This window comes from Streptomyces sp. NPDC048473 (assembly GCF_043200155.1).
Classification (GTDB): domain Bacteria; phylum Actinomycetota; class Actinomycetes; order Streptomycetales; family Streptomycetaceae; genus Streptomyces.
The window spans coordinates 1-24,196 of sequence record NZ_JBICXE010000003.1; the positions used below are offsets into that span (position 1 = coordinate 1).

The 24,196-nt window shown below is 70.6% G+C and carries 17 protein-coding genes; 9 read left to right on the forward strand and 8 right to left on the reverse strand.

Going from position 1 to position 24,196, the window contains the following annotated elements; translation table 11 throughout:
* Positions 1–460 precede the first annotated feature (460 nt).
* From ACGFU7_RS06410 to ACGFU7_RS06420, 3 genes are all read left to right on the forward strand, one after another.
* The gene (locus ACGFU7_RS06410) at positions 461–1,531 is read left to right on the forward strand and encodes a hypothetical protein (protein WP_393692912.1); all 1,071 of its coding nucleotides are present in this window, start codon (positions 461–463) and stop codon (positions 1,529–1,531) included.
* A 179-nt stretch (positions 1,532–1,710) separates the two neighbouring features.
* On the forward strand, positions 1,711–5,022 hold the full coding sequence (locus ACGFU7_RS06415; RefSeq protein ID WP_393692914.1) for a S8 family serine peptidase: 3,312 nt from the start codon (positions 1,711–1,713) through the stop codon (positions 5,020–5,022).
* Between the two features lie 190 nt (positions 5,023–5,212).
* The gene (locus tag ACGFU7_RS06420) at positions 5,213–6,241 is read left to right on the forward strand and encodes an aspartate-semialdehyde dehydrogenase (protein ID WP_393692916.1); all 1,029 of its coding nucleotides are present in this window, start codon (positions 5,213–5,215) and stop codon (positions 6,239–6,241) included.
* 92 nt (positions 6,242–6,333) lie between these two features.
* On the opposite strand, the gene ACGFU7_RS06425 is transcribed toward ACGFU7_RS06420, so the two are convergent.
* Together ACGFU7_RS06425 and ACGFU7_RS06430 are read right to left on the reverse strand one after the other, a co-directional pair.
* Positions 6,334–6,681: a type II toxin-antitoxin system PemK/MazF family toxin gene (locus ACGFU7_RS06425; protein ID WP_393692918.1), complete on the reverse strand. Its 348-nt coding sequence runs from the start codon at positions 6,679–6,681 to the stop codon at positions 6,334–6,336.
* On the reverse strand, positions 6,674–6,898 hold the full coding sequence (locus ACGFU7_RS06430; RefSeq protein ID WP_393692920.1) for a ribbon-helix-helix domain-containing protein: 225 nt from the start codon (positions 6,896–6,898) through the stop codon (positions 6,674–6,676). The genes ACGFU7_RS06425 and ACGFU7_RS06430 overlap by 8 nt, the downstream gene beginning before the upstream one ends.
* A 99-nt stretch (positions 6,899–6,997) precedes the next feature.
* Here ACGFU7_RS06430 and pepN point away from each other — a divergent pair, with 99 nt between their 5' ends.
* The gene (gene pepN, locus ACGFU7_RS06435) at positions 6,998–9,571 is read left to right on the forward strand and encodes an aminopeptidase N (RefSeq protein ID WP_393692922.1); all 2,574 of its coding nucleotides are present in this window, start codon (positions 6,998–7,000) and stop codon (positions 9,569–9,571) included.
* A 350-nt stretch (positions 9,572–9,921) separates the two neighbouring features.
* On the opposite strand, the gene alc is transcribed toward pepN, so the two are convergent.
* The 5 genes from alc to ACGFU7_RS06460 form a co-directional block, all read right to left on the reverse strand.
* Entirely contained in the window at positions 9,922–11,061 is a 1,140-nt protein-coding gene (gene alc / locus ACGFU7_RS06440) for an allantoicase (RefSeq protein WP_393692924.1), read from the reverse strand.
* A 55-nt stretch (positions 11,062–11,116) separates the two neighbouring features.
* On the reverse strand, positions 11,117–12,040 hold the full coding sequence (locus ACGFU7_RS06445; RefSeq protein ID WP_393692926.1) for a LysR substrate-binding domain-containing protein: 924 nt from the start codon (positions 12,038–12,040) through the stop codon (positions 11,117–11,119).
* A 104-nt stretch (positions 12,041–12,144) separates the two neighbouring features.
* A complete protein-coding gene (locus ACGFU7_RS06450) occupies positions 12,145–12,375 on the reverse strand; it encodes a hypothetical protein (protein WP_393692928.1) in 231 nt (76 codons plus the stop codon).
* A gap of 67 nt (positions 12,376–12,442) precedes the next feature.
* The gene (malQ, locus tag ACGFU7_RS06455; RefSeq protein WP_393692930.1) at positions 12,443–14,680 is read right to left on the reverse strand and encodes a 4-alpha-glucanotransferase; all 2,238 of its coding nucleotides are present in this window, start codon (positions 14,678–14,680) and stop codon (positions 12,443–12,445) included.
* Entirely contained in the window at positions 14,681–14,953 is a 273-nt protein-coding gene (locus ACGFU7_RS06460; protein WP_393692932.1) for a hypothetical protein, read from the reverse strand.
* Between the two features lie 311 nt (positions 14,954–15,264).
* Here ACGFU7_RS06460 and ACGFU7_RS06465 point away from each other — a divergent pair, with 311 nt between their 5' ends.
* Positions 15,265–18,321 carry a beta-N-acetylglucosaminidase domain-containing protein gene (locus ACGFU7_RS06465; RefSeq protein WP_393692934.1) on the forward strand — a complete coding sequence of 1,019 codons (3,057 nt, stop codon included), beginning with the start codon at positions 15,265–15,267 and terminating at the stop codon, positions 18,319–18,321.
* 81 nt (positions 18,322–18,402) lie between these two features.
* Here the strand turns inward: ACGFU7_RS06465 and ACGFU7_RS06470 are convergent, their stop codons facing one another.
* On the reverse strand, positions 18,403–18,939 hold the full coding sequence (locus ACGFU7_RS06470) for an HNH endonuclease (RefSeq protein ID WP_393692935.1): 537 nt from the start codon (positions 18,937–18,939) through the stop codon (positions 18,403–18,405).
* A 330-nt stretch (positions 18,940–19,269) separates the two neighbouring features.
* Here ACGFU7_RS06470 and ACGFU7_RS06475 point away from each other — a divergent pair, with 330 nt between their 5' ends.
* From ACGFU7_RS06475 to ACGFU7_RS06490, 4 genes are all read left to right on the forward strand, one after another.
* Positions 19,270–20,337: a mechanosensitive ion channel family protein gene (locus tag ACGFU7_RS06475; RefSeq protein WP_393692937.1), complete on the forward strand. Its 1,068-nt coding sequence runs from the start codon at positions 19,270–19,272 to the stop codon at positions 20,335–20,337.
* Between the two features lie 286 nt (positions 20,338–20,623).
* Positions 20,624–21,847 carry an ROK family protein gene (locus ACGFU7_RS06480; RefSeq protein ID WP_393692939.1) on the forward strand — a complete coding sequence of 408 codons (1,224 nt, stop codon included), beginning with the start codon at positions 20,624–20,626 and terminating at the stop codon, positions 21,845–21,847.
* 62 nt (positions 21,848–21,909) lie between these two features.
* On the forward strand, positions 21,910–23,247 hold the full coding sequence (locus ACGFU7_RS06485; protein ID WP_393692941.1) for an ABC transporter substrate-binding protein: 1,338 nt from the start codon (positions 21,910–21,912) through the stop codon (positions 23,245–23,247).
* Between the two features lie 7 nt (positions 23,248–23,254).
* Positions 23,255–24,196: a carbohydrate ABC transporter permease gene (locus ACGFU7_RS06490; RefSeq protein WP_393692943.1), complete on the forward strand. Its 942-nt coding sequence runs from the start codon at positions 23,255–23,257 to the stop codon at positions 24,194–24,196.

Genomic DNA, 24,196 nt, shown 5'->3' on the forward strand with positions numbered 1-24,196 from the left:
AGCAAGGCCTCTGATGAACCTGCCAGCCGGCGCCGATCGGCCGTCACCATCGCCCTGAACCACAGATGGCAGTAGCCCCAAAAGCAACGGCATTGGCCTGAAGGGCATGGGGGGGACCCCCTCGACGGGCTTGGTTTTCTGGCCCGTCCGGGGTGGGGGGCTCGTTGGGGTGCCCGGCAAACCGGCAACGGTTCCGTCCTCGAACGCCGGACGGGCTGGGGGTGTCCGGGGCGGGCTGATAGTGGCTGCGCGGTCTGGAAGTGGCCGGGCGAGCTGGGGGTGGCCGGGCGAGCTGGGGGTGGCCGGGCGAGCTGGAGTTGACCATTCGGGCGGGCAATCCCTGACGGGACGGTCCTTTTCGGTTGTCGAACGTGCGTACTTTAGGACAGCGTTGTCCTGAATTGTCGACGGGCTTGTAACAGGGGTTAGTGCCACGACCGCATGCGGGATACCCCGGAGCATGACCCAGAACACCCCGCTCTCCCCCTGTCACCTCCGCATCACCGGCGAGGTCCGTCAACGTGTGCTGTCCGCAGCACAGTTGAGGACGCACGGCGTGTCCGCCACGGAGGCCGCCGCGCAGTGCAGCACCGGTGGGCCGTGGCAGCAGCCGCTGCCCGGCGTGTATGTCCTGCACCCGGGACCGCCCACCGGCGAGGAACGGCTGCGTTCCGCCCTGCTGTACGCGGGCCGGCCACCGGCCTCCGGCCGCCGGGGCGTGCCCGCGCAGCCGGGGCCGGACACGGAGTCCGGGTACGGCGAGGCCATGGTCACCGGACTTGCCGCGCTCGCCCTGTACGGGTTCACGGCCGCGCCGCCGACCGCGTCGTCGGACAGGATCGATGTGCTGGTGCCACGCACCCGGCGAATGCGCTCGGTCCGGTACGTACATCTGGTGCGGGCCTCCGAGCCGCCCCGCCCCGAGCAGGTGCACGGCCTGCCCGTGGCCCCGGTGGAGCGGGCGCTCACGGACGCGGTCGCCGGGCTCGGGGACGCCTCGGCCGTACGCCGCCTGCTCACCGAGGCGGTCCGCGGCGGGCACTGCGAGCCGGCCGCCGTCGTACGCGAGTTGAGCCGGGCCAAGCTGCTGGGCCGCCCCCATGTGGTGAACGCCGTCGACTCGCTGCTCGCCGAGGGCCGGGCGCTGGCGGAGGGCCGGCTGTACGACCTGGTGCGGACGTACGGCCTGCCGGAGCCGCTGTGGAACGTGGACCTGCGGCTGCCCGGCGGCCCGCATCTCGGCGGGGTGGACGCCTACTGGCCCGAGGAGGCGGTCGCCGTGGTGCTCGACACCAGGGCGCCGCGGCACAGCAGGCTCGACGACGACCGGCGCCAGGAGGAGCACGACGCGCAGTGGTCCGCGTACGCCGCCAAGCGGGAGCATCTGGAGCGGCTCGGCGTCACCGTCGTCCATCTCTCGCCGAAGAAGCTCCGCGACGCGCGGGAGCAGCAGGCGGTCGTGGTGCGTACGGCGCTGATGGCGGCGGCTGACCGTGAACCGGCCGCGTATGTGATGATCCTGCCTCGTTGAAGACGGGCCACAGAGGCCACTTATTCACCGTTTCGCCCCTGATGGCGCATCAGCCCCATTGGCGGAAGTCCGCCATGTCCACATCTCGACCACCTCAACTCTCCACAAACCCCTGTCATTTACGAAAGGGTGAGCGGTCATCCGGTACCGAATTCCGGACTCTCTCTTTCACTTCAGGGATGCTGATGACCTCCGAGTCCCCCAGTTCCATACCCGGGGCGAGACGCGCGGCCCGAGTCGCGGCTGCCGCCGGTCTGGTGGCCGCGCTGGCCGCCACCGGCGCCGCCCCGGTCTTCGCCGCCGATGACCCCGCCCCCGCTCCCGTCAAGTCCGCCGCCAACGGCGCCACGGCCGACAAGCTCGGCGCGACCGATGCCGATGTTCTGGCCAAGGCCGAGGCCAAGGGCGAGAAGAACGTCACGATGATGGTCGCCACCGCTCCGGGTGCGACCGAGCAGGTCACCAAGCAGCTGGACGCCGTCAAGGGGTCCGTGCTGGGACGTGCGTACGACAAGCTCGGCTACGTACGGGCCACCGTGCCCACCGCGTCCGCCGAGGCGACCATCAAGGCGGCCTCCAAGCTGTCGTCCGTCCACGGCATCGATCTCAAGCAGGAGATCAAGCTGGACGACCCGACACCCACGGCCGACCGGGCCGCCGGGACCACGGCGAAGACGAAGTCCACGGGCACCTACCCGGCGCCCGGCAGGAAGACGCTGGCGAAGAACCCGTACAACCCGTCCTTCGAGACGGGCGCGGTCGACTTCGTCAAACAGCACCCGAAGGCCGACGGCCGGGGCGTGACCATCGGCATCCTGGACTCGGGTGTCGACCTCGGTCACCCGGCGCTCCAGAAGACCACCACCGGCGAGCGCAAGATCGTCGACTGGGTGACGGCCACCGACCCGGTCAGCGACGGCGACGGTACCTGGCTGCGGATGACGGCCTCGGTGACCGGCCCGACCTTCACCATCGGCGGCCGCACCTACTCGGCGCCGGCCGGCTCGTACAAGATCCAGCTCTTCTCCGAGGCCGTCACCAAGGGTGGCGACATGGCCGGAGACCTGAACCGGGACGGTGACACCACCGACGTCTGGGCCGTGCTCTACGACCCGGTCACCGGCACCACCCGCGTCGACCTGAACAACGACGCCAACTTCTCCAACGACGCCGTCATGAAGCCGTACAAGGAGAAGCACCAGGTCTCCTACTTCGGCACGGACGACCCGCGGACCGAGGTCGTCGAGCGCATCCCATTCGTCGTCGAGACGCGCAAGGACGTCGTGTACAACGCGGCCGGCGACAAGGCCGACTACGTGAACATCGGTGTCATCGAGAGCGAGCACGGCACCCACGTCGCCGGCATCACCTCCGCCAACGGGCTCTTCGGCGGCAAGATGAACGGCGCCGCGCCCGGCGCGAAGATCGTCTCCTCGCGCGCCTGCACCTGGTCCGGCGGCTGCACCAACATCGCGCTCACCGAGGGCATGACCGACCTCGTCGTGAACCGCGGTGTCGATGTCGTCAACATGTCGATCGGCGGTCTGCCGCCGCTCAACGACGGCAACAACGCCCGCGCGGAGATCTACAAGCGGCTCATCGACATCTACGGCGTCCAGCTGGTCATCTCGGCCGGCAACGACGGCCCGGGTGTGAACACCATCGGTGACCCCGGCCTCGCCGACCACGTCATCTCCGTCGGTGCGTCCATCTCCAAGGAGACGTGGGCCGCCAACTACGGCTCGAACGTCACCAAGAAGTACGACATGCTGCCCTTCTCCTCGCGCGGTCCGCGTGAGGACGGCGGCTTCGCGCCGATCCTGACGGCCCCGGGTGCGTCCATCAACACCACCCAGACCTGGCTGCCCGGCAGCCCGGTCAAGGAGGCGGGCTACAGCCTGCCCGCCGGTTACTCCATGCTGCAGGGCACCTCGATGGCCTCGCCGCAGGCCGCCGGTGCGACCGCGCTGCTGCTGTCGGCCGCGAAGCAGAAGCACATCGAGCTGCCGCCGGCCGATCTGCGTACCGTGCTGACCAGCACCGCCACCCACATCAAGGGGGTGCCCGCGCACGCCCAGGGCTCCGGTCTGATCAACATCGTCGGTGCCTGGAAGCAGATCGAGAAGCAGGGCGCCCCGGCGCACGAGTACTCGGTGAAGGCCCCGGTCGACACCGCGATCGACTCCGCGCTGAAGACCCCCGGCTTCGGTACCGGTCTGTACGACCGCGAGGGCGGCCTGAAGGCCGGCCAGAAGAAGTCGTACGACGTCACGATCACCCGCACCACGGGTCCGGACAAGGCCGTCAAGCACCGGCTGTCGTGGAAGAACAACGACGGCACGTTCAAGCTGACCGGTCCGAGCACGGTCTCCCTGCCGCTCGGCGAGCCGGTCACCGTCAAGGTCCAGGCGAAGCCGGGCAGCGCGGGCGTGCACAGCGCGATCCTGCAGGTGAACGACAGCAAGACCGTCGGCGTGGACCAGCAGATCCTCTCCACGGTCGTCGTCTCCGCGCCGCTCGTGAAGCCCGCCTACGCGTTCAAGGCGTCCGGCTCGGTGCAGCGCAACGGCACCACGTCGTACTTCGTGACCGTGCCGGAGGGCGCCAAGACCCTTGAGGTCGCGATGAGCGCGCTGCGCTCGGGCAGCCAGACCCGCTTCATCTCCATCCACCCGTACGGTGTGGCGGTGGAGGACAGCGGGACGCCGTTCTGCTACCCGAACTACGAGAACCCGGCCAACACCTGCCGCCCGGACGTGCGCTCCTACAAGGACCCGCAGGCGGGTGTCTGGGAGATCGAGGTCGAGGCACGGCGTACGTCGCCGCTGCTGGACAACCCGTACAAGTTGGATGTCTCGCTGCTCGGTGCGACCTTCGACCCGGCGGTGCAGACCATCGCCGAGGCGAAGGTCGGCACGCCGGCCGCGGTGAACTGGACGGCCACCAACAACGCCGGCGACCTGGAGGGCACGCTCAAGGGCGGCTCGCTGGGCTCGGCCAAGGTCGCCACACCGTCGATCAAGACGGGTGACGAGCAGGAGTACACGGTCACCATCGGTGAGGGCGTCGAGAAGCTGGACGTCGCCATCGGCGGTACGTCGGACGCCAACGCCGACCTCGACCTGTACGTCTACCAGGGCACCACCGAGGTCGGCACCTCCACCACGGCCGGGTCCGAGGAGTCGGTCAGCCTGGTGAAGCCCGCCGCCGGTACGTACACCGTCGTGATCGACGGCTACGACGTCCCGTCCGGCACGACCACGTACAACTACCGCGATGTGTACTACGCACCGTCGCTCGGCACGATCAAGGTCGACGAGTCGAAGGCCGTGAACCTGGCCAACGGCGCCTCGGCCCAGATCGGTGCCGAGGTCTCGGTCGCCGGGGCGGCCCCCGAGGGCCGGCAGTTCTTCGGCGAGGTCCACCTGGTGAACAGCCGCGGGACCGCGGCGGGCACCGGCAGCGTCGTGATCGAGAAGGTCACGCCGTAGCGGTGACCGCGGTCGCCGTGTGATCCGTACGACAGTGGGGCGGGCGCTCTGTGGAGCTCCCGCCCCACTGCTCTGTGCCCGGCCGGGCGGGCGCTGTCCGCAGCGCGGACAATGGATTGGACAAGGAAGCCGTGGACATACGCATCATGGAGCGGCAACCGTGCCAGTTCGTACGTTTGAAGGAGTCCCTGTGAAGGTCGGAATCGTCGGCGCCACCGGTCAGGTCGGCACAGTCATGCGCAGGATCCTGGCCGAGCGGAAGTTCCCGGCCGACGAGCTGCGGCTGTTCGCCTCCGCGCGCTCCGCGGGCTCCACCATCGAGTGGGAAGGCCGGGAGATCACCGTCGAGGACGCCTCGACGGCCGATTACTCCGGGCTGGACATCGTGCTGTTCTCGGCCGGTGGCGCGACGTCGAAGGCGCTCGCCGAGAAGGTCGCCTCGCAGGGCGCCGTCGTGATCGACAACTCCTCCGCCTGGCGCAAGGACCCCGAGGTCCCGCTGGTCGTCTCCGAGGTCAACGCGCACGCGATCGCGAACCGGCCCAAGGGCATCATCGCCAACCCGAACTGCACCACGATGGCCGCCATGCCCGTGCTGCGCCCGCTGCACGACGAGGCCGGCCTCCGGACGCTGACCGTCGCCACCTACCAGGCGGTGTCCGGCTCCGGCGTGGCCGGTGTCGCCGAGCTGCACGGCCAGGCGTCCAAGGTCGTCGCCGATGCCGACAAGCTCACCCACGACGGCGAGGCCGTCGACTTCCCGGAACCGGGCGTCTACAAGCGTCCGATCGCCTTCAATGTGCTGCCGCTGGCCGGCTCGATCGTCGATGACGGCTCCTTCGAGACCGACGAGGAGCAGAAGCTCCGCAACGAGTCCCGCAAGATCCTGGAGATCCCGGAGCTGAAGGTGTCCGGCACCTGCGTCCGGGTGCCGGTCTTCTCCGGCCACTCGCTCCAGGTCAACGCACGCTTCGCCCGTCCGATCAGCGTCGAGCGCGCATACGAGCTGCTGAAGGACGCCCCGGGCGTCGAGATCTCCGAGATCCCCACCCCGCTGCAGGCGGCCGGCAAGGACGCCTCGTTCGTCGGCCGGATCCGGGTCGACGAGACCGCGGACAACGGCCTCGCGCTCTTCGTCTCCAACGACAACCTGCGCAAGGGCGCGGCGCTGAACGCGGTACAGATCGCGGAGCTGGTGGCGGCGGAGCTGAACGGCTGACCTCTGTCCGACGGATACGAAAGGGCGGCCACCGGTGCTCGGTGGCCGCCCTTTCGCGTCCGTTCGTATCCATTCGTATCCGTTCGTCTCCGTCAGAGGGCGAGGTGCCGTCGCAGGGCGGCGTCGATCTCGGCCATGCGCTGGCGGGGGACGGTACCGATCCGCTTCAGGACGCGGTCCGGTGCGACCGCCCGGACCTGCTCGCACTGGACCTTGGAGTCCCTCGGCAGGCGGCTCTCGTCAGCCCTGAGAAGGACCTGGAACGTGAGAACACGGGCAGTGTTCGACGTCAGAGGCACCACGGTGATCACACCTCTGCCGCTGAGCTCGACCGACTGGTTGGCGGCATTGTTGGAGACGATCACGGCCGGCCTGACCTTGTTGGCCTCGCTGCCCCTGGCCGGCTCCAGATCGATCAGATGGATGTCGCCTCTACGCATCGGCGATTCCGTCCCCGACCGTACGGTCCCAGAACGTGGCGTCCTCGCTCGCGTCCCACTCCTCGAACGCCTCCGTGTACTCCGCCTCCAGACCGGCGACACGCAGCAGCTCAATGGCGGCATGTATCACCGCGGACCGGGAATCGGCCTCCGTCTTCATGGCGTACTCGTCGACGAAGGCGACATCCTCCTGCGGCAAGCTGACACTGATCTTCATACCATCGATGCTACCGCAGTGGCACACCCATAGCCACTCCATTCGGGCATGCGACATGGAAGGATGACCGGAAACATCACATACCAAGGAGATGACCGCGTGCCTGGCACCAATCTGACCCGCGAAGAGGCACAGGAGCGGGCGCGCCTGCTGACCGTGGACGCGTACGAGATCGATCTCGACCTCTCCGGAGCGCAGGAGGGCGGCACCTACCGGTCCGTGACCACCGTGCGCTTCGACTCCGCCGAGGCCGGTGCGGAGACCTTCATCGACCTGGTCGCCCCGGCCGTGCACGAGGTCGAGCTGAACGGCAAGGCGCTGGATGTCGCGGCCGTGTTCCGCGACTCGCGCATCACGCTTCCGCACCTGGTCGCGGGCTCCAACGAGCTGAAGGTCGTCGCCGACTGCTCGTACACCAACACGGGCGAGGGCCTGCACCGCTTCGTCGACCCGGTCGACCAGCAGGCGTACCTCTACACCCAGTTCGAGGTTCCGGACGCACGCCGCGTCTTCGCGAGCTTCGAACAGCCCGACCTGAAGGCGACGTTCCAGTTCACGGTGAAGGCGCCCCAGGGCTGGACGGTCGTCTCCAACTCGCCGACGCCCGAGCCGCAGGACGACGTCTGGTCCTTCGAGCCGACGCCGCGCATCTCGACGTACATCACGGCCCTGATCGTCGGCCCGTACCACTCGGTGCACAGCAGCTACGAGAAGGACGGCCAGTCCGTTCCGCTCGGCATCTACTGCCGCCCGTCGCTGGCCGAGTTCCTCGACGCGGACGCGATCTTCGACGTGACGCGGCAGGGCTTCGACTGGTTCCAGGAGAAGTTCGACTACGACTACCCGTTCGCCAAGTACGACCAGCTGTTCGTCCCGGAGTTCAACGCGGGCGCGATGGAGAACGCGGGCGCGGTCACCATCCGCGACCAGTACGTGTTCCGTTCGAAGGTGACGGACGCGGCGTACGAGACGCGGGCCGAGACGATCCTGCACGAGCTGGCCCACATGTGGTTCGGCGACCTCGTCACCATGGAGTGGTGGAACGACCTGTGGCTGAACGAGTCGTTCGCCACGTACACGTCGATCGCCTGCCTGGCGTACGCGGAGGGCTCGCAGTGGCCGCACTCCTGGACCACGTTCGCCAACTCCATGAAGACATGGGCGTACCGCCAGGACCAGCTGCCCTCCACGCACCCGATCATGGCGGACATCCGTGACCTGGACGATGTGCTGGTCAACTTCGACGGGATCACGTACGCCAAGGGCGCCTCGGTCCTGAAGCAGCTGGTGGCGTACGTCGGCATGGACGAGTTCTTCAAGGGCGTCCAGGCCTACTTCAAGGCGCACGCGTTCGGCAACACCCGTCTGTCCGACCTGCTGGGTGCGCTGGAGGAGACCTCCGGCCGCGACCTGAAGACCTGGTCGAAGGCGTGGCTGGAGACGGCGGGCATCAACATCCTGCGCCCCGAGGTCGCCACGGACGAGAACGGCCACGTCACGTCCTTCACGGTCCTCCAGGAGGCCCCGGCCCTCCCCGCCGGCGCGAAGGGCGAGCCGACGCTGCGGCCGCACCGCATCGCGATCGGCTGCTACGACCTCGACGACTCCGGCAAGCTGGTCCGTACGAACCGGATCGAGCTGGACGTCGACGGCGCGCGCACGACCGTGCCGTTCCCGGCCGGTACCGCCCGCCCCGCCGTGATCCTGCTGAACGACGACGACCTCTCGTACGCGAAGGTCCGTCTCGACGAGGAGTCGCTGCGCGTCGTCACCGAACACCTCGGCGACTTCTCCGAGTCCCTCCCCCGCGCCCTGTGCTGGGCCTCCGCCTGGGACATGACGCGCGACGGCGAGCTGGCGACCCGTGACTACCTCTCCCTGGTGCTCTCGGGCATCGGCAAGGAGTCGGACATCGGCGTCGTCCAGTCGCTGCACCGCCAGGTGAAGCTGGCGCTGGACCTGTACGCGGCGCCGGAGTGGCGCGAGGCCGGGCTGACGCAGTGGACCGAGGCCACGCTGGCGCACCTGCGCGCGGCGGAGCCGAGCAGCGACCACCAGCTGGCCTGGGCCCGCGCCTTCGCGGCGACGGCCCGCAACCCGCAGCAGCTGGACCTGCTGCAGTCGCTGCTCGACGGCAAGGAGACGGTCGAGGGCCTGGCCGTCGACACGGAGCTGCGCTGGGCGTTCGTCGAGCGGCTCGCCGCGACCGGTCTGCTCGAAGAGGACGAGATCGCCGGCGAGTACGAGCGCGACAAGACGGCGGCGGGCGAGCGCCACGCGGCGACCGCCCGTGCGGCACGCCCCACCGAGGAGGCGAAGGCGGAGGCGTGGGCCTCGGTCGTCGAGTCCGACAAGCTGCCGAACTCCCTCCAGGAGGCGGTCATCGCCGGCTTCGTCCAGACCGACCAGCGCGAACTGCTGGCCCCGTACACGGAGAAGTTCTTCGCAGCGGTCAAGGACGTCTGGGAGTCGCGCAGCCACGAGATGGCGCAGCAGATCGCCGTCGGCCTGTACCCGGCCCTCCAGGTCTCGCAGGCCACCCTGGACACCACGGACGCCTGGCTGTCCTCGGCGGAGCCGAACGCGGCCCTGCGCCGTCTGATGTCGGAGTCGCGTTCGGGCGTGGAGCGCGCACTGAAGGCCCAGGCCGCGGACGCGGCGACTTCCGCGTAGGGCGGTTCCGGGTTGCCGGGGCGGGTACGGTGCATGGTCCTGCGGGACTGCGCACCGTGCCCGCCCTTTCGGCGTTGTGCGGTCTGCTTTCGACCAGGCAACGGCGAGGAGTGCTGTGGGCCGGGTGCCGGGACGAGCCCGCCTTGACTACGAGGTGACTGCGGGCGGGCGCGTCCGTTACCTCGTGGACGAGGCAAGCCGCACCGTGCACCTCGCGTATGCCTCCGCTCGGCACCCCAAGGACACGGACATCCAGGCCCTGCACGCACATGGAAACCGCCCGTCGGGCGGGCGCCATCGCGCAGCCGTCCGACGGGCGGGAGCAGGGGGTCACAGGGACAAGGGGGTGGTTACGCGCCCGACTCCTCGTAGCGCCGGGCCAGTTCGGTCGCGCCCGACTCCGTCAGGCTGCCGTGCAGGCGCATGCGGGCGACTCCGCCGTCGGGGAAGGCGTCGAGGCGTACGTGGGTGACGATCGCCCGGGCGCGGAGGGGGAAGCGGTGGAGGGTGTCGGGCTGGAGCCTGGTGCGGGGGATGATCTCGAACCATTCGCCCGTCTCGCCGTTGCGGCCCTGGAGGGCGATCCAGCCGGCCGCGTTGCCCTTGAGGTAGGCCGTGTCGATCTCGACCGCGCGGACCGCCCCCTGGGCGGGGAGACGGAAGCGGACCCAGTCGTTCGTGTCGCGGACCCGGCGGCGACGGTTCTCCCAGCCGTCGTCCATCTTGCGGGAGGTGCCGGGCAGGATGATCTGGGTCGGTGAGGAGTAGAAGCGGTCGGAGGCCTCCTCGTAACTGCCGCCATTCAGGACCGAGATCAGGTCGAACGTACCGAGCGTGGCGAGCCAGGACGGGTCGGGGAGGACCTCGCCGTGGACGCGGAGGCGGGCGATGCCGCCGTCGGGGTGCTGGCACAGGCGGACGTGGGTGTAGCGGCGGCCTCCGGTGATCTCGAAGCCGTTGGCGGCGTGGCCGCGTACGGGGGTCGGCGGGACGATCTCCTCCCACTTCACGTCGTCGGCGAGTAGTTCGGCGGGGCCGGGCGAGCCCTCGACCGCCGTCGCCTGGACCGAGACGCGCTGCGGGTAGTTGCCGCGGAAGTGGGCCGTGTCGACGACGATGCCGCGGATGATGCCGGGTGCGCCGAGGCGGATCAGTGCCCAGTCGTGCTCCTCGGGGGCCGGGAACGGGTGGGCCGCGTCCGCGCCGCGTCGGCGGCGGGTCTCCCAGCCGTCCATGATCTTGCCCTTGTGGCCGAAGTGCTCGGGGTCGAAGGCCGCGCGCTCCCGGACCAGGAGGTTCTCGCGCTGGGCGAAGAACTCGTCGTTGGCGGCGATCACGCCCGCGCCGAGGCGGCGGTCGGCGAGGTCGACGAGTTCGGTGAAGGGGAGGTCGGTGGTGCGGTAGTCGGCGTACGGGTCGCCACCGCCGTACGGGGCCGCATCGTTGGCGTGGGGGTCCTCGTGCCGGTTCTCATTCTGTTCGAAGGTCATGCACCTACTATCGCGGCAGACAACCCATTAGGTCCATCGAAAGTTTTTGCATCATTTATTCAGTTGAAGTGAACGATGCAGCTGTTTCGGTGAGCGCCGCGAGGACCCGGGCCACCGCCGGACCCCGTTCGGCCCCCTGCCGTACCGCCGCCACCACATGGCGTCGCGGCTGGTCGGCTTCGAGTGCGCGCATCACCACGCCGCCCCGGCTGTGCCGTTCCGCCGACGCCATGCGCGGGATCAGGGCAACCCCCATGCCCGCCTCGACCATGGCCAGGATCGCCGTCCAGCCGGAGGCACTGTGTGCCTGCTCGGGCACGAATCCGGCGGCCTCGCACGCGGCCGTCGTGATCTGCGACCAGGGGCCCGAGCCGCCGAAGATCCAGGGGTCGCCGGAGAGATCCGCCAGGCGGAGGGCGGGCACCGCGGCGAGCCGGTGGTCCGCGGGCAGGGCCACGTCCAGCGGGTCCACCAGCAGGGGCAGCACCGCGAACCGGGGATCGCGGGCCGTCGGGGCGTGCGCGGCGAGGGACAGGGCGAGGTCCGCGTCACCGGCGACCAGGAGTTCGTACGCCTGCGCGGCCTCCGCCTCCCGTACCCGTACGTCCGGTCCCGGACGGTCCTCGGCGCGCAGTCGCCGGATCGCCGGTACGACGAGGGCGGGCACCGCCGTGGAGAACGCCGCGATCCGCACCTCGCCGGCCTCGCCGCGCAGATAGCCGGTCAGTTCGGCGTCGGCGCGCTCCAGTTGGGCGAAGACGGCCTCGGCGTGGCGCAGCACGAGGTGCGCGGCGTCGGTGAGGCGAACGCGTCGGCCCTGGGCCTCCAGGAGCGGTACGCCGAGCTGTCCGGACAGATTGGACAGCTGCTGCGAGACCGCGGACGGGGTCATCAGCAGGGCCTGTGCGGTCGCAGTGACCGTGCCCCGGTCGCGCAGGGTGCGGAGGATGCGGAGCTTCTTGACGTCCCACTCGATCATGGCCGCAACCTACCCGGGGATCCGGTCCGGGCCCCCGGGTCCGGACATGCGTGTGCGCCGCACGGTACGGGGTACCTGCGGCGCACTCGGGAAGAGCGTGGGTGCTAGGCCTGCTTCTTGGACTTGTCGAGGATCATGACAAGGCCCGCGATGACCACGAACAGGGCGATGGGAGCCACGACGTACAGACCGATGGTCTCCACCACGCTCAGGCCCGGACCGGGGTCGTCACCGTCGTCGCGGGTGAGCGCGAGCGCGGGGGACGACATGAGCAGCATCATCAGCGTCGTTCCGGCCGCGACGGCGCCGGCGCGCATAGCGTTCTTCTTGTCCACGGTGCAAACGTAGCGAACGCCCAGGACGGGCGCGCGCCCGGGGGTGCCGTACGGGGTCGGGGCCGGATTACGGGTGGGGTCCGCGGTGCGGCTCCGGGCGGGATTCCGCGCGGTCCGCGCGGGGTTCGAGGACCTCCATCAGCCGGTGCAGGCGGGGTGCGGCGGCCAGCTCCTCCAGGGTGACCGGGTGGCCTTCCGCGTCGGCCACGGGCAGTCGCCAGTTGGGGTACTGGTCCCAGGTGCCGGGGAGGTTCTGCGGGCGGCGGTCGCCGAGCGTGTCGGGCAGCCAGACTCCGACCATGCGGGCGGGGGTGCGCAGCAGGAAGCGGTGTACGGCGCGGACGGCGCCCTCCTCGTCGCCCTCGCCCTCCGGGAGCAGGCCGAGCCGGGCGAGGTACCCGAGCCACTCGGCGGTGTCGGTCGCGTCCTCGGTCAACTCCTCCGCCAGGCCGCGGGTGAGCAGGCCGAGGCGGTGGCGCAGCGTCACATGGTCGCCGGTCAGCCGGGCGGCGGTGGACGGCAGATCGTGCGTGGTGACGGTGGCCAGGCAGCCCTCGCGCCACTCCTCGGGGGGCAGCGGGCGGCCGGTGCCCGCCCAGTCCCGTTCGAACCAGAGCACGGACGTGCCGAGCACGCCGCGCCGGGCCAGCGCCTCGCGTACCCCCGGTTCGACGGTGCCGAGGTCCTCCCCCATGACGACCGCGCCGGCCCGGTGCGCCTCCAGGACGAGGACGGCGAGCATCGCCTCGGCGTCGTGGCTGACGTAGGTGCCCTCGGTGGGCGGGCGCCCCTCGGGCACCCACCAGAGCCGGAACAGGCCCATGACGTGATCGATGCGCAGGGCGCCCGCGTGGGCGAGGAGTCCGCGCAGCAGTCCTCGGTACGGGGCGTAGCCGGACGCGGCGAGGGCGTCGGGGCGCCAGGGCGGCAGGCCCCAGTCCTGGCCGCGGGCGTTGAAGGCGTCCGGGGGTGCGCCGACGGACATGCCGTGCGCGAAGGCGTCCTGCTGGGCCCAGGCGTCGGCGCCGCCGGGGTGCACGCCGACGGCGAGGTCGTGGACGATGCCTACGGCCATTCCGGCATCCAGGGCGGAGCGCTGGGCGGCGGCGAGCTGGCTGTCGGTCAGCCAGGCGAGCCGGCAGTGGAAGTCGACCCGGTCCAGCAGTTCGCGGCGGGCGCGGGCGGTCTCCTTGGAGCGGGGGTCGCGGAGCGCGGCCGGCCAGGTGTGCCAGTCGGAGCCGTGCACCTCGGCGAGGGCGCACCACAGGGCGTGGTCCTCCAGGGCCTGTCCCTGCTCGGCCAGGAAGTCGCAGTAGGCGGCGCGGCGGCCCGGAGTGAGGGGCACCTTCGTCACGAGTTCGAGGGCCTGGCGCTTGAGTTCCCAGACGGCGTCCCGGTCGATCAGGGCGCCCTTGTTCAGGACGGTGTCGCTGAGCGTCGCCGCGTCCTGCCGCAGATCGTCGAGGGCGCCCCGGTCCGGCACGTGCCCGTACTCGGGGATGGACTCGATGTGCAGATGGACGGGGTCGGGGAAGCGCCGCGACGACGGGCGGTACGGGGACGGGTCGGTGGGGTTGCCGAGCACGGCGGCATGGAGCGGGTTCACCTGGACGAATCCGGCGCCGAGGGTCCGCCCGGACCAGGCGGCGAGGTCGGCGAGGTCCCCGAGGTCGCCCATGCCCCAGGAGCGGGCGGAGAGCAGGGAGTAGAGCTGGACGAGGAAGCCGTGGCTGCGTGCGGGCGGCTGCGGCACCCGGGGCGGGGCGACGACGAGCGTGCCGGTCGCACTCCGGCCGCCCGGAGCACGTACGGCCAACCGGTGCACCCCGAGCGGCGGTTCGACCCACCAGGCGGGGGCCGGGGGCACACCCGTCGCGGTGCCACCTCCCGCACCTGTGGCCGCGCCCGTTCCGCTCCCCCCGTCCGCATCCGTGCCCGCGTCGGCGGCGCCCCGTACCGAAACGGCCGGATCCGGTCGGTCGGCCGGAATGCGCATCCGCGGGGGCGGGGGCGAACCGGCGTCCTCGAGCCCGATGTCCAGCGTGGTGCCGGGCGGCAGGGCGGTCAGGGCCCGGGGCAGCGGCTCCCCGGTCCACACCACCAGCGTCGGCGGGAGCAGCCGGGACCGGGCCGAGGACTCGGCGGCGGCGAGCGATTCCCGTACCGCTTCGGGCATGGCGGCGTCCACACCGAGCGCGGCGAGCACGGCGATGACCGTGTCGTCGGGGACGGACACCGTGACGTCGGCGGACGGGGAGTAGGAGGTGGCGACGCCGTGCAGTGCGGCGAGCCGGGACAAGCCCATTCAGACTCCTGGGGACTCCATGCCCCACGCGCCGCCGGAGGCGGCCGGCTCGCTGGTCAGCGGGGCGTTGACGGCGAGTGGGGCTTCGCTGGTCAGTGGCGTGGCGTCGGCGAGCGGCGGCTCACTGGTGAGAGGTATCGCATCGGCGAGCGGCGGCTCGCTCGTCAGCGGGCCGGGGCCGGGCGTGGCGGCCGGGACCGCAACAGGCAGCGGGCCGGGACCGGGGGCCTGTTCGGAGAGAGCGGAGAGCAGAAGCTGCGCGGCAGCGGGCATGGCGGCCTCCCGGCCGTGAAGGAACAGGACACAGCAGACCTACCCAGCGGGCTCGACCGCAGACGTAGGCGTTATCACAACGAGTTCAACGTGCCCTGGGTCACATTCCGTTCCCCGGAGGCCGGTTCTCCGTAAGTTGTCCGCTGTTTTCGGCCATTCGGCGTCATCCTTGGCGTCGCCCGTCTGCGGCCGACCACCCCTCACCCCACCTGCCGCATCGGGCATTTACGGCACAACAACCACCCGCATTGACACCTTCGCGCGCGGGTGGTGGGCTCGGAACCCACCGGTGGGAGCGAGGGAGAAGAGCGATGCGGCTCAGGCGCAGAAAGCAGGCAACGGCCGTCGCGGTCGCCGTGCTCGGCGGGCTGCTCTCCGCGGGGGCCCCGGCCGCCGTCGCGGCCCCTTCGGCACCCGGCTTCCCCGCCGTCACCACCCCCGACCGCACGGACGACGGCACCCTGCCCGCCGTGTGGCCGCGACCCCAGTCCATCAGGGCGTCCGGGCCCTCCGTACCGCTCTCCGCCGAAGTAACCCTCGTGACCGGCGTGCACGCGGATCCGTACGCCGTCGACGCACTCCGGCAGATCCTGCGGGACGCGGGCGTGCGGACCGTCCACGAGGCGCTGCCGGGCCGCGGACCCGTCATCCGGCTCGGCGGCGACGGCGCCCAGGACGCCCTGCGCACGCTGCACGCCCCCGACCGCGGCGATCTGCCGTCCGGCGGCTACCGGATCGCGGTGGGCCGGGTCGTGGGCCGGGAGACCGTCGCCGTGGACGGCGTCGGCGAGGACGGCCTCTTCCACGGTGTGCAGACACTGCGTCAGCTGATCCGGGACAGGAGCGTCGCCGGGGTCACCGTCAGGGACTGGCCGGGCACCGCCGTACGCGGGATGACCGAGGGCTTCTACGGGCAGCCGTGGACCCGCGCGGAGCGGCTGGCGCAGATCGGCTTCATGGGGCGTACGAAGCAGAACAGGTATCTGTACGCGGCGGGCGACGACCCGTACCGGCAGGCCCGTTGGCGCGATCCGTACCCCGCCGACCGGCGCGCCGACTTCCGGGCGCTGGCCGAGCGGGCCCGCGCCGAGCATGTGACGCTCGGCTGGGCCGTCGCCCCCGGCCAGGCCATGTGCATGTCGTCGGACAACGATGTGAAGGCGCTGACGAAGAAGCTCGACGCGATGTGGGCGCTCGGCGTGCGGGTCTTCCAGCTGCAGTTCCAGGACGTCAGCTACAGCGAGTGGCACTGCGACAGCGACGCCGACACCTTCGGCAGCGGCCCCGAGGCGGCGGCCAGGGCGCAGGCGCGGGTGGCGAGCAAGGTGGCGCAGCATCTCGCGGACCGCCATCCGGGGGCCGAGCCGCTGTCGGTGATGCCGACGGAGTTCTACCAGGACGGGTCGACCGACTACCGCAGGGCGCTCGCCAGGGAGCTGGACGACCGGGTCCAGATCGCCTGGACCGGTGTCGGGGTCGTACCGAGGACCATCACCGGCGGGGAACTGGCCGGTGCCCGCGCCACGTTCCGGCATCCGCTGGTCACGATGGACAACTACCCGGTCAACGACTACGCGCAGGACCGCATCTTCCTCGGCCCGTACACCGGCCGGGATCCGGCGGTGGCGATGGGTTCCGCGGCGCTGCTCGCCAATGCGATGGAGCAGCCGTCCGCGTCCCGCATTCCGCTGTTCACCGCCGCCGACTTCGCCTGGAACCCGAAGGGGTACCGGCCGCAGGAGTCCTGGCAGGCGGCGATCGACGATCTGGCGGGCGGCGACGCCCGCACCAGGGACGCGCTGCGCGCGCTGGCCGGGAACAGCGCGACGTCCGTGCTGGGCGGTGACGAGTCGGCGTATCTGCAGCCGCTGCTGGCCGCGTTCTGGCAGTCCCGCACGACGACCGACGCCACGGCGCAGGCCGATGCGGCGCGCAGGCTGCGGGCGGCGTTCACCGTGATGCGGGAGACCCCGCAGCGGCTGAAGGGCCTGGCCGACGGGCGCCTGGACGGCGAAGTGCGGCCGTGGACGGAGCAGTTGTCCCGGTACGGCCGGGCGGGCGAGCTGGCCGTCGATCTGCTGCAGGCCCAGTCGCGTGGTGACGGCGCTGCCGCGTGGCGGGCCTCGCTGGCGCTGGAACCGGTGCGCAAGGCCGCGAAGGCGAGCGGTGCGACGGTCGGCAAGGGCGTCCTCGGCCCGTTCCTGGACCGGGTACGCCGGGAGGCGGATGCCTGGACGGGCGCGGACCGCGAGGCCGGTACGGTGACCGAGGCCCCGGACAGCTATACGGTCCGGCTGAACCGCTCCCGCCCGGTGGAGACCGTGACGGCGATGACCGAACCCGGCGACGGCGCGGTGACCGGTGCGGCGCTGGAGGCCCATGTGCCCGGTGAGGGCTGGCGCAGCCTCGGCCCGGTGTCGGCCACCGGCTGGACCCAGACGCCGGCCAGGGGGCTGCGGGCCGACGCGATCCGGATCAGCTGGCCCACGGGCGGTCCGTCGACGCCGTCGGTCATCACGGGCACGATGCCGCCGATCGTCCCGGGAAGCCGGATGGGAAGCAGCATGGGGAACAGCATGGGAACCGGCGCCTCCGCCTCCGGGAACACCTCGCCCCGGGCTCCGCAGGTGCGCGCGCTCGTGCCGTGGTTCGGCGACGAGCCCGCCGCCCGGCTGGATCTCGTACGCGGCGAGACGGACGCCGAGATCGGCGGCGGGCCGCAGCGGGTCGAGGCACGCCTCGCCGCCGTGCGCCCCGCCGAGGTGAGGGGCGCACTCACCGCGAAGGCGCCCAAGGGCATCAAGGTGAGCGTCCCGAAGCAGACGAGGGTGCCGCGCGGTTCCCGTACCGACGTCCCCGTCGAGATCACCGTCCCGGCGGGCACCCCGGCCGGCGAGTACGAGGTGCCGATCGGCTTCGGCGAAGAGCGCAGCACGCTGACCGTCCGGGCGTACCCGCGCACCGCGGGCCCCGACCTGGTACGTACCGCCACCGCCTCCTCGTCCGGCGACGAGACCCCGGACTTCCCGGCAACGGCCGCCTCCGACGGCGACCCTGAGACCCGCTGGTCCTCACCGGTCGAGGACGGCGCCTGGTGGCAGGCGGAACTGCCGCAGTCGGCCCGGATCGGCCGGGTGGTGCTGCACTGGCAGGACGCGTACGCCTCCCGCTACCGCATCCAGGTCTCCGCGGACGGCCGCAGCTGGCGCACGGCGGCGACCATGCGGGAGGGCAAGGGCGGGCGCGAGTCGGTCCGGATGGACGCGAAAGACACCCGCTACCTCAGGGTGCAGGGCGATGCCCGGGGCACCGAGTTCGGCTACTCGCTCTGGTCGGTTCAGGCGTACGCCGTCGCCGCAACGGAGTAACGCCCCGGTCGCGCGTCTGTCGTCCCCGAAAGCCCCCGTCCGGCCCCGTCCGGCCCCGGGAACGACAAAGGCCCGGATCTCTCAGGCTGAAATGCCGTCGATCCGGGCCATCGCGTCGTCCGCGCCGAACGGTTGCAAGTACGGCAGCCAGCGCGGGTCGCGGTGTCCCGTCCCGATGATGCGCCAGGCGAGACCCGTCGGCGGGGCGGGCTGCTGGTGCAGCCGCCAGCCGAGCTCCGGCAGGTGCCGGTCCGCCTTGACGTGGTTGCAGCGGCGGCAGGCCGCCACCACGTTGTCCCAGGCATGCTGTCCGCCTCGACTGCGCGGAATGACATGGTCGACGCTGGTCGCGGCGGCGCCGCAGTACATGCAGCGGCCCCCGTCCCGGGCGAAGAGGGCCCTGCGGGTCAGCGGTACGGGCCCCCGGTACGGAACCCGTACGAACCGCTTCAGGCGGACGACGCTGGGAGCCGGGACGGCCTGGGTGGCACTGTGCATGAAGGCGCCGGACTCCTCAAGACAGATGGCCTTGTTTTCGAGCACGAGGACGAGCGCGCGGCGGAGCGGTACGACGCCGAGCGGCTCGTACGACGCGTTGAGAACCAGGACATGCGGCACGGTGGATGCCTCCTTGTACGCCGGCGGCGCGTGGCTCGCGCCGGGACGATCCGATCTCAGTCTCTACTCACGCCTGGTCAAAGCGCCACCACGTACGGGTAACGGGCCGGGAGGATTTTTCGCCGCTCCCTGCTTCCCGCACCGTCGCCGCACGCCGGAACAGGCGCTTCGGGGCCGCTGCCGCAGTGGCCGTGCCCCGATGTGCGATCGGCCACACGGCGCCGCTGCGACCCTCGTGAGACGTGTCTCTCCCCTCGATCGCGACAACGGAACACTCCCGATACCCCGTTAGTGTGGTTGGTCTGCCGTCGCCCACCTGGAGGTTCCACCGTGTTCCCGTCCGCCCTGTTGGCCGCAGCTTCGACGCCCGGGTCCGGTGGCTCGTTGGACGAAGCCGCCGAGCAGGCCGGCAACGCCGCGGGCTGGGTGGAGGAGAACTGGTCCACCTGGCTGAACACCGGTCTGCGCATCGTGCTCATCGCCGCGATCGCGATCGTGTTGCGCATCGCGATCCGCCGTGCTCTCACCAAGCTCATAGACCGGATGAACCGCAGCGCCCAGGCGGTGGAGGGCACCGCGCTGGGCGGGCTGCTGGTCAATGCGGAACGTCGCCGTCAGCGCTCCGAGGCGATCGGTTCCGTACTCCGCTCGGTCGCGTCGTTCCTGATCCTCGGTACGGCCGCCCTGATGATCCTGGGCGCGTTCCAGATCAATCTGGCCCCGCTGCTGGCCTCCGCCGGTGTGGCCGGTGTGGCCCTCGGCTTCGGTGCGCGCAATCTGGTCACCGACTTCCTCTCCGGTGTCTTCATGATCCTGGAGGACCAGTACGGCGTCGGCGACACCATCGACGCGGGCGTCGCCTCCGGCGAGGTCATCGAGGTCGGCCTGCGGGTCACCAAGCTGCGCGGCGACAACGGTGAGATCTGGTACGTCCGCAACGGCGAGGTGAAGCGGATCGGCAACCTCAGCCAGGGCTGGTCGACGGCCGGCGTCGATGTGACGGTGCGCCCCACGGAGGACCTGGACAAGGTCCGTACGGTGATCTCCGAGGCCGCCGCGGCGATGGCCAAGGAAGACCCGTGGAACGAGCGGCTGTGGGGCCCGGTGGAGATCCTGGGCCTGGACTCCGTGCTCCTGGACTCGATGACGGTCCGGGTGACCGCGAAGACGATGCCGGGCAAGGCGCTGGGCGTCGAGCGCGAGCTGCGCTGGCGGATCAAGCGGTCCTTCGACGAGTCGGGCATCCGCATGGTCGGCGGCGTCCCGGCCCAGGCGGACGAACCCTCGCCGGCCGACCCGACGGCCGCCGTGGCCGCCCCCTCGGCGTACGCGTCGGCCACCTCGCCGCAGTCCCTGGCCACGACGCCGATCACGCCGCCGCCGAACCTGTCGAAGTAGGTCCCCGCCGTGTGACTTCGACCGCGCGCGTTCAGCCGTACGAGTGAGGGGCGCCCCGCAGAGCCTGCGGGGCGCCCCTCACTCAAGAGTGAGCCGACGCGACCTCAACTCGATTCGTCAATGGCCTGGTTGGGAATGCACCGCCAAGGACCCCCGCGTTCCGTACATGCCCCAGGTAACGCTTTGGTAGCCACCGGGGCACTGCCCATTGACGACCCGGTGACGTACGCATACCGTCCTGTCACCGAATAGGAAACTTTCCTAACAGAGGGCAGGTGCAGTGCTCATGGCCGGAACCACACCGGGTACCCCCCGCGTTCTGCGGGCCATGAACGACCGGGCCGCCCTCGATCTGCTGCTGGAGCACGGACCCCTCTCCCGGACCAGGATCGGGAACCTGACAGGGCTCTCCAAGCCCACCGCGTCGCAGCTGCTGGCGCGGCTGGAGGCGGCCGGGCTGGTCGTCGCGACGGGGACCGTGGCCGGGCGGCCGGGGCCCAATGCCCAGCTGTACGCGGTGAACGCGCGGGCCGCCCATGTCGCGGGGCTGGATGTGAACGCCCGCCGGATCGTCGCCGCCGTTGCCGATGTGACCGGTGAGACGGTCGGGGAGTTCGAGCTGCGCACCCCGGGGCGGCGCGCCGACTGCGTGGTGCGGCAGGTGGCGGATGCGCTGGACGGGGCGGTCAAGGACGCCGGGCTCACCCGCTCCGATGTGCACCGTGTCGTCATCGGCACCCCGGGCGCCTTCGACCCCGGCACCGGGCGGCTGCGGTACGCCTCGCACCTGCCGGGCTGGCACTCTCCCACCCTGCTGGAGGAGCTGGCCGCGTTTCTGCCGATGCCGGTGGAGTACGAGAACGACGTGAACCTGGTCGCGGTGGCCGAGCAGCGGCTGGGCGCGGCGCGTGGGCACGACGACTTCGTCCTGCTGTGGAACGAGGAGGGGCTCGGTGCCGCCCTCGTCATCAACGGGCGGCTGCACCGCGGCTTCACCGGTGGTGCCGGTGAGGTCGGCTTCCTGCCGGTGCCCGGCGTCCCGCTGGTCCGTCAGGTCACCAAGGTGAACGCGGGCGGCTTCCAGGAGCTGGCGGGCGCGCAGGTGCTGTCCCGGCTGGGCCGGAAGCTCGGCATCGACGACGAGCTGATCCGCGCCCCCGGTACCCACCACGAGGTCGCCGCCCGGCTGCTCGCCCGCGCCGCAGAGGCCGCGGAGGCGGGCGAGGACGGCCCGTACCCCCGGCTCCTCGATCTCTTCGCCACCGGCCTCGCGACCGGCCTCGCCTCCATGATCGCCGTGCTCGACCCGGAAGTCGTCGTGCTGTCCGGCGAGGTGATCGCGGCCGGCGGGGAGCCGCTGCGCTGCCGGGTGGCGTCCGAGCTCACCGAACTGGCGGCCTCCCGGCCCCGGCTGATCGCCGGGGAAGTGAAGCACCGCCCCGTACTGCGCGGCGCGCTGGAGAGCGCCCTCGCCACCACCCGTGACGAGGTCTTCGACACGTCCCGCTGATCCTTCTCGGCCCGCCCTCTTCCCTCCGTACCCCCGCCCCCATCCTTCACCGGGAGACCGCCATGTCCGGAAACCGCCGGAAGACGGCCGCCGCGTTCGCCGCGACCGCCGCCATATCTCTGCTCGCCTCGGCCTGTACGGGCCAGAGCAACTCCGGTGCCAGTGATGACCCGTCCAAGGAGACGACCATCACGTTCTGGCACGGCTGGAACGCCCCGACCGAGGTCGCGGGCATCCAGGCGACGGTGGACGCCTTCCAGAAGGCGCACCCCAACATCCATGTGAAGGTCGTCGGCAACATGACCGACGACAAGGTCAACCAGGCACTGCGGGCGGGCGGTTCGAACGCCCCGGACGTCGTCTCGTCGTTCACCACGAACAATGTCGGCAAGTTCTGTTCGTCGAAGGCGTTCATCGACCTCAACCCCTTCCTGAAGAAGGACGGGATCGCCCCGGACAAGACCTTCCCGAAGGCGATGAACGAGTACACCCAATTCGACGGGGTGCGCTGCACCGTGCCGCTGCTCGGTGACGCGTACGGCCTCTACTACAACAAGGACGCCTTCGAGAAGGCCGGGATCACGAGGCCGCCGAGGACCTGGTCGGAGCTGGCCGAGGACGCCAAGAAGCTGACGAAGACCAAGGGCGACTCGTACGAGCGGCTCGGTTTCATGCCGAACTACCACGGCTACGAGACGACGACCGAGCACTACCTCGGCGCCTGGGACCCGAAGTACTTCGACGCGGACGGCAAGTCGAACATCGCCAAGGACCCGTCGTTCGCCGCCATGCTCACGACCCAGAAGAAGCTGGTCGACGACCTGGGCGGCTACGAGAAGCTGGAGAAGTACCGCACGTCTTTCGGTGACGAGTGGGGTGCCAAGCACCCGTTCCACACCGGCCAGGTGGCGATGCAGCTGGACGGCGAGTGGCGGCTCGGGATGGCCGAGGAGACCAAGCCGAAGTTCGAGATCGGCGTCGCCCCGATGCCCGTCGCCGACGACCAGGCCGACACCTGGGGCAAGGGCTATCTGACCGGCACCATCGCCGGGATCGCCGCCACCTCGAAGAAGCAGAACGCGGCCTGGGAGCTGGTGAAGTTCATGACGACCGACACCGACGCCGTGGTGAACTTCGCCAACGCCATCCACAACGTGCCGTCCACCCTGGCGGCGCTGAAGTCGCCCAAGCTGAAGTACGACCCGCGGTTCAAGACCTTCCTGGACATCGCCGCGAACCCGAACAGCACCACCACCCCGCCCTCGGTGAACGGCGGCGCGTACCTGGTGTCCCTGCAGAACCTCGGATTCGACATCGAGAAGGGCAGGAAGAAGGACGTCAAGGCGGGCCTGGAGAACACCGCCAAGGAAATCGACGCGGCGATCGCACAGGCGAAGTAGAACCGCGATGACCACCTACACACTCCGTTCGAAGCGCCGCCGGTCGGCGCTGCGGACCGCGGCCTTCATGTCGCCGTGGCTGATCGGGTTCTGCGTCTTCTTCGCCTATCCGCTGATCTCCACCGTCTACTTCTCCTTCACCGACTACGACGGGTTCTCCGCCCCCGAGTTCAGCGGGCTGAAGAACTGGTCCTTCGTCTTCAACGACTACCCGCTGTTCTGGCCGGCGCTGCGCAACACGCTCTGGCTGGTCGTGGTCATGGTCACCTGCCGGGTGGTGTTCGGCCTCGGCATCGGGTTGCTGATCACCAGGATCAAGACGGGGGCCGGGGTCTTCCGCACCCTGTTCTACCTGCCGTACCTGGCCCCGCCGGTCGCGGCGACCCTCGGCTTCGTCTTCCTGCTCAACCCGGGTACCGGGCCGGTCAATTCGATCCTCGGCGAGCTGGGGCTCCCCACGCCCGGCTGGTTCACCGATGCCACCTGGTCCAAGCCGGCCCTGACCGCGCTCGCGGTGTGGGGGGTGGGCGACCTGATGGTGATCTTCATGGCCGCCCTGCTGGACGTACCGAAGGAACAGTACGAGGCGGCGGAGCTGGACGGGGCGACCTCGTTCCAGCGGTTCCGCTTCGTCACCCTGCCGAACATCTCGCCGATCATCATGTTCGCGGTGGTCACCGGGATCATCCAGACGATGCAGTACTACACCCAGCCATTCGTGGCCGGGAAGGTCGCCTCGGGTGTGATGGGCGGCTCCGGGCAGCAGTTCGAACCGGGCTATCCCGACAAGTCGACACTGACGCTTCCGCAGGTCGTCTACAACCTCGGTTTCCAGCGCTTCGACTACGGCTCCGCCTGCGTGGTCGCGCTCGTTCTCTTCGTACTCGCCATGGCGTTCACCACACTGCTGATGCGGCGCCGCAGCGGGCTGATCCAGGCAGGTGAGTGA

Excerpts from the sequence above, each read along its gene's own strand:
- ACGFU7_RS06480 (WP_393692939.1), top strand. The coding sequence starts at position 20,624 with ATGGCCGGAACCACACCGGGTACCCCCCGCGTTCTGCGGGCCATGAAC.
- ACGFU7_RS06465 (WP_393692934.1), top strand. The coding sequence starts at position 15,265 with ATGCGGCTCAGGCGCAGAAAGCAGGCAACGGCCGTCGCGGTCGCCGTG.
- ACGFU7_RS06460 (WP_393692932.1), bottom strand. The coding sequence starts at position 14,953 with ATGCCCGCTGCCGCGCAGCTTCTGCTCTCCGCTCTCTCCGAACAGGCC.
- ACGFU7_RS06490 (WP_393692943.1), top strand. The coding sequence starts at position 23,255 with ATGACCACCTACACACTCCGTTCGAAGCGCCGCCGGTCGGCGCTGCGG.
- ACGFU7_RS06485 (WP_393692941.1), top strand. The coding sequence starts at position 21,910 with ATGTCCGGAAACCGCCGGAAGACGGCCGCCGCGTTCGCCGCGACCGCC.
- malQ (WP_393692930.1), bottom strand. The coding sequence starts at position 14,680 with ATGGGCTTGTCCCGGCTCGCCGCACTGCACGGCGTCGCCACCTCCTAC.
- ACGFU7_RS06410 (WP_393692912.1), top strand. The coding sequence starts at position 461 with ATGACCCAGAACACCCCGCTCTCCCCCTGTCACCTCCGCATCACCGGC.
- ACGFU7_RS06445 (WP_393692926.1), bottom strand. The coding sequence starts at position 12,040 with ATGATCGAGTGGGACGTCAAGAAGCTCCGCATCCTCCGCACCCTGCGC.
- ACGFU7_RS06415 (WP_393692914.1), top strand. The coding sequence starts at position 1,711 with ATGCTGATGACCTCCGAGTCCCCCAGTTCCATACCCGGGGCGAGACGC.
- alc (WP_393692924.1), bottom strand. The coding sequence starts at position 11,061 with ATGACCTTCGAACAGAATGAGAACCGGCACGAGGACCCCCACGCCAAC.
- ACGFU7_RS06425 (WP_393692918.1), bottom strand. The coding sequence starts at position 6,681 with ATGCGTAGAGGCGACATCCATCTGATCGATCTGGAGCCGGCCAGGGGC.
- ACGFU7_RS06430 (WP_393692920.1), bottom strand. The coding sequence starts at position 6,898 with ATGAAGATCAGTGTCAGCTTGCCGCAGGAGGATGTCGCCTTCGTCGAC.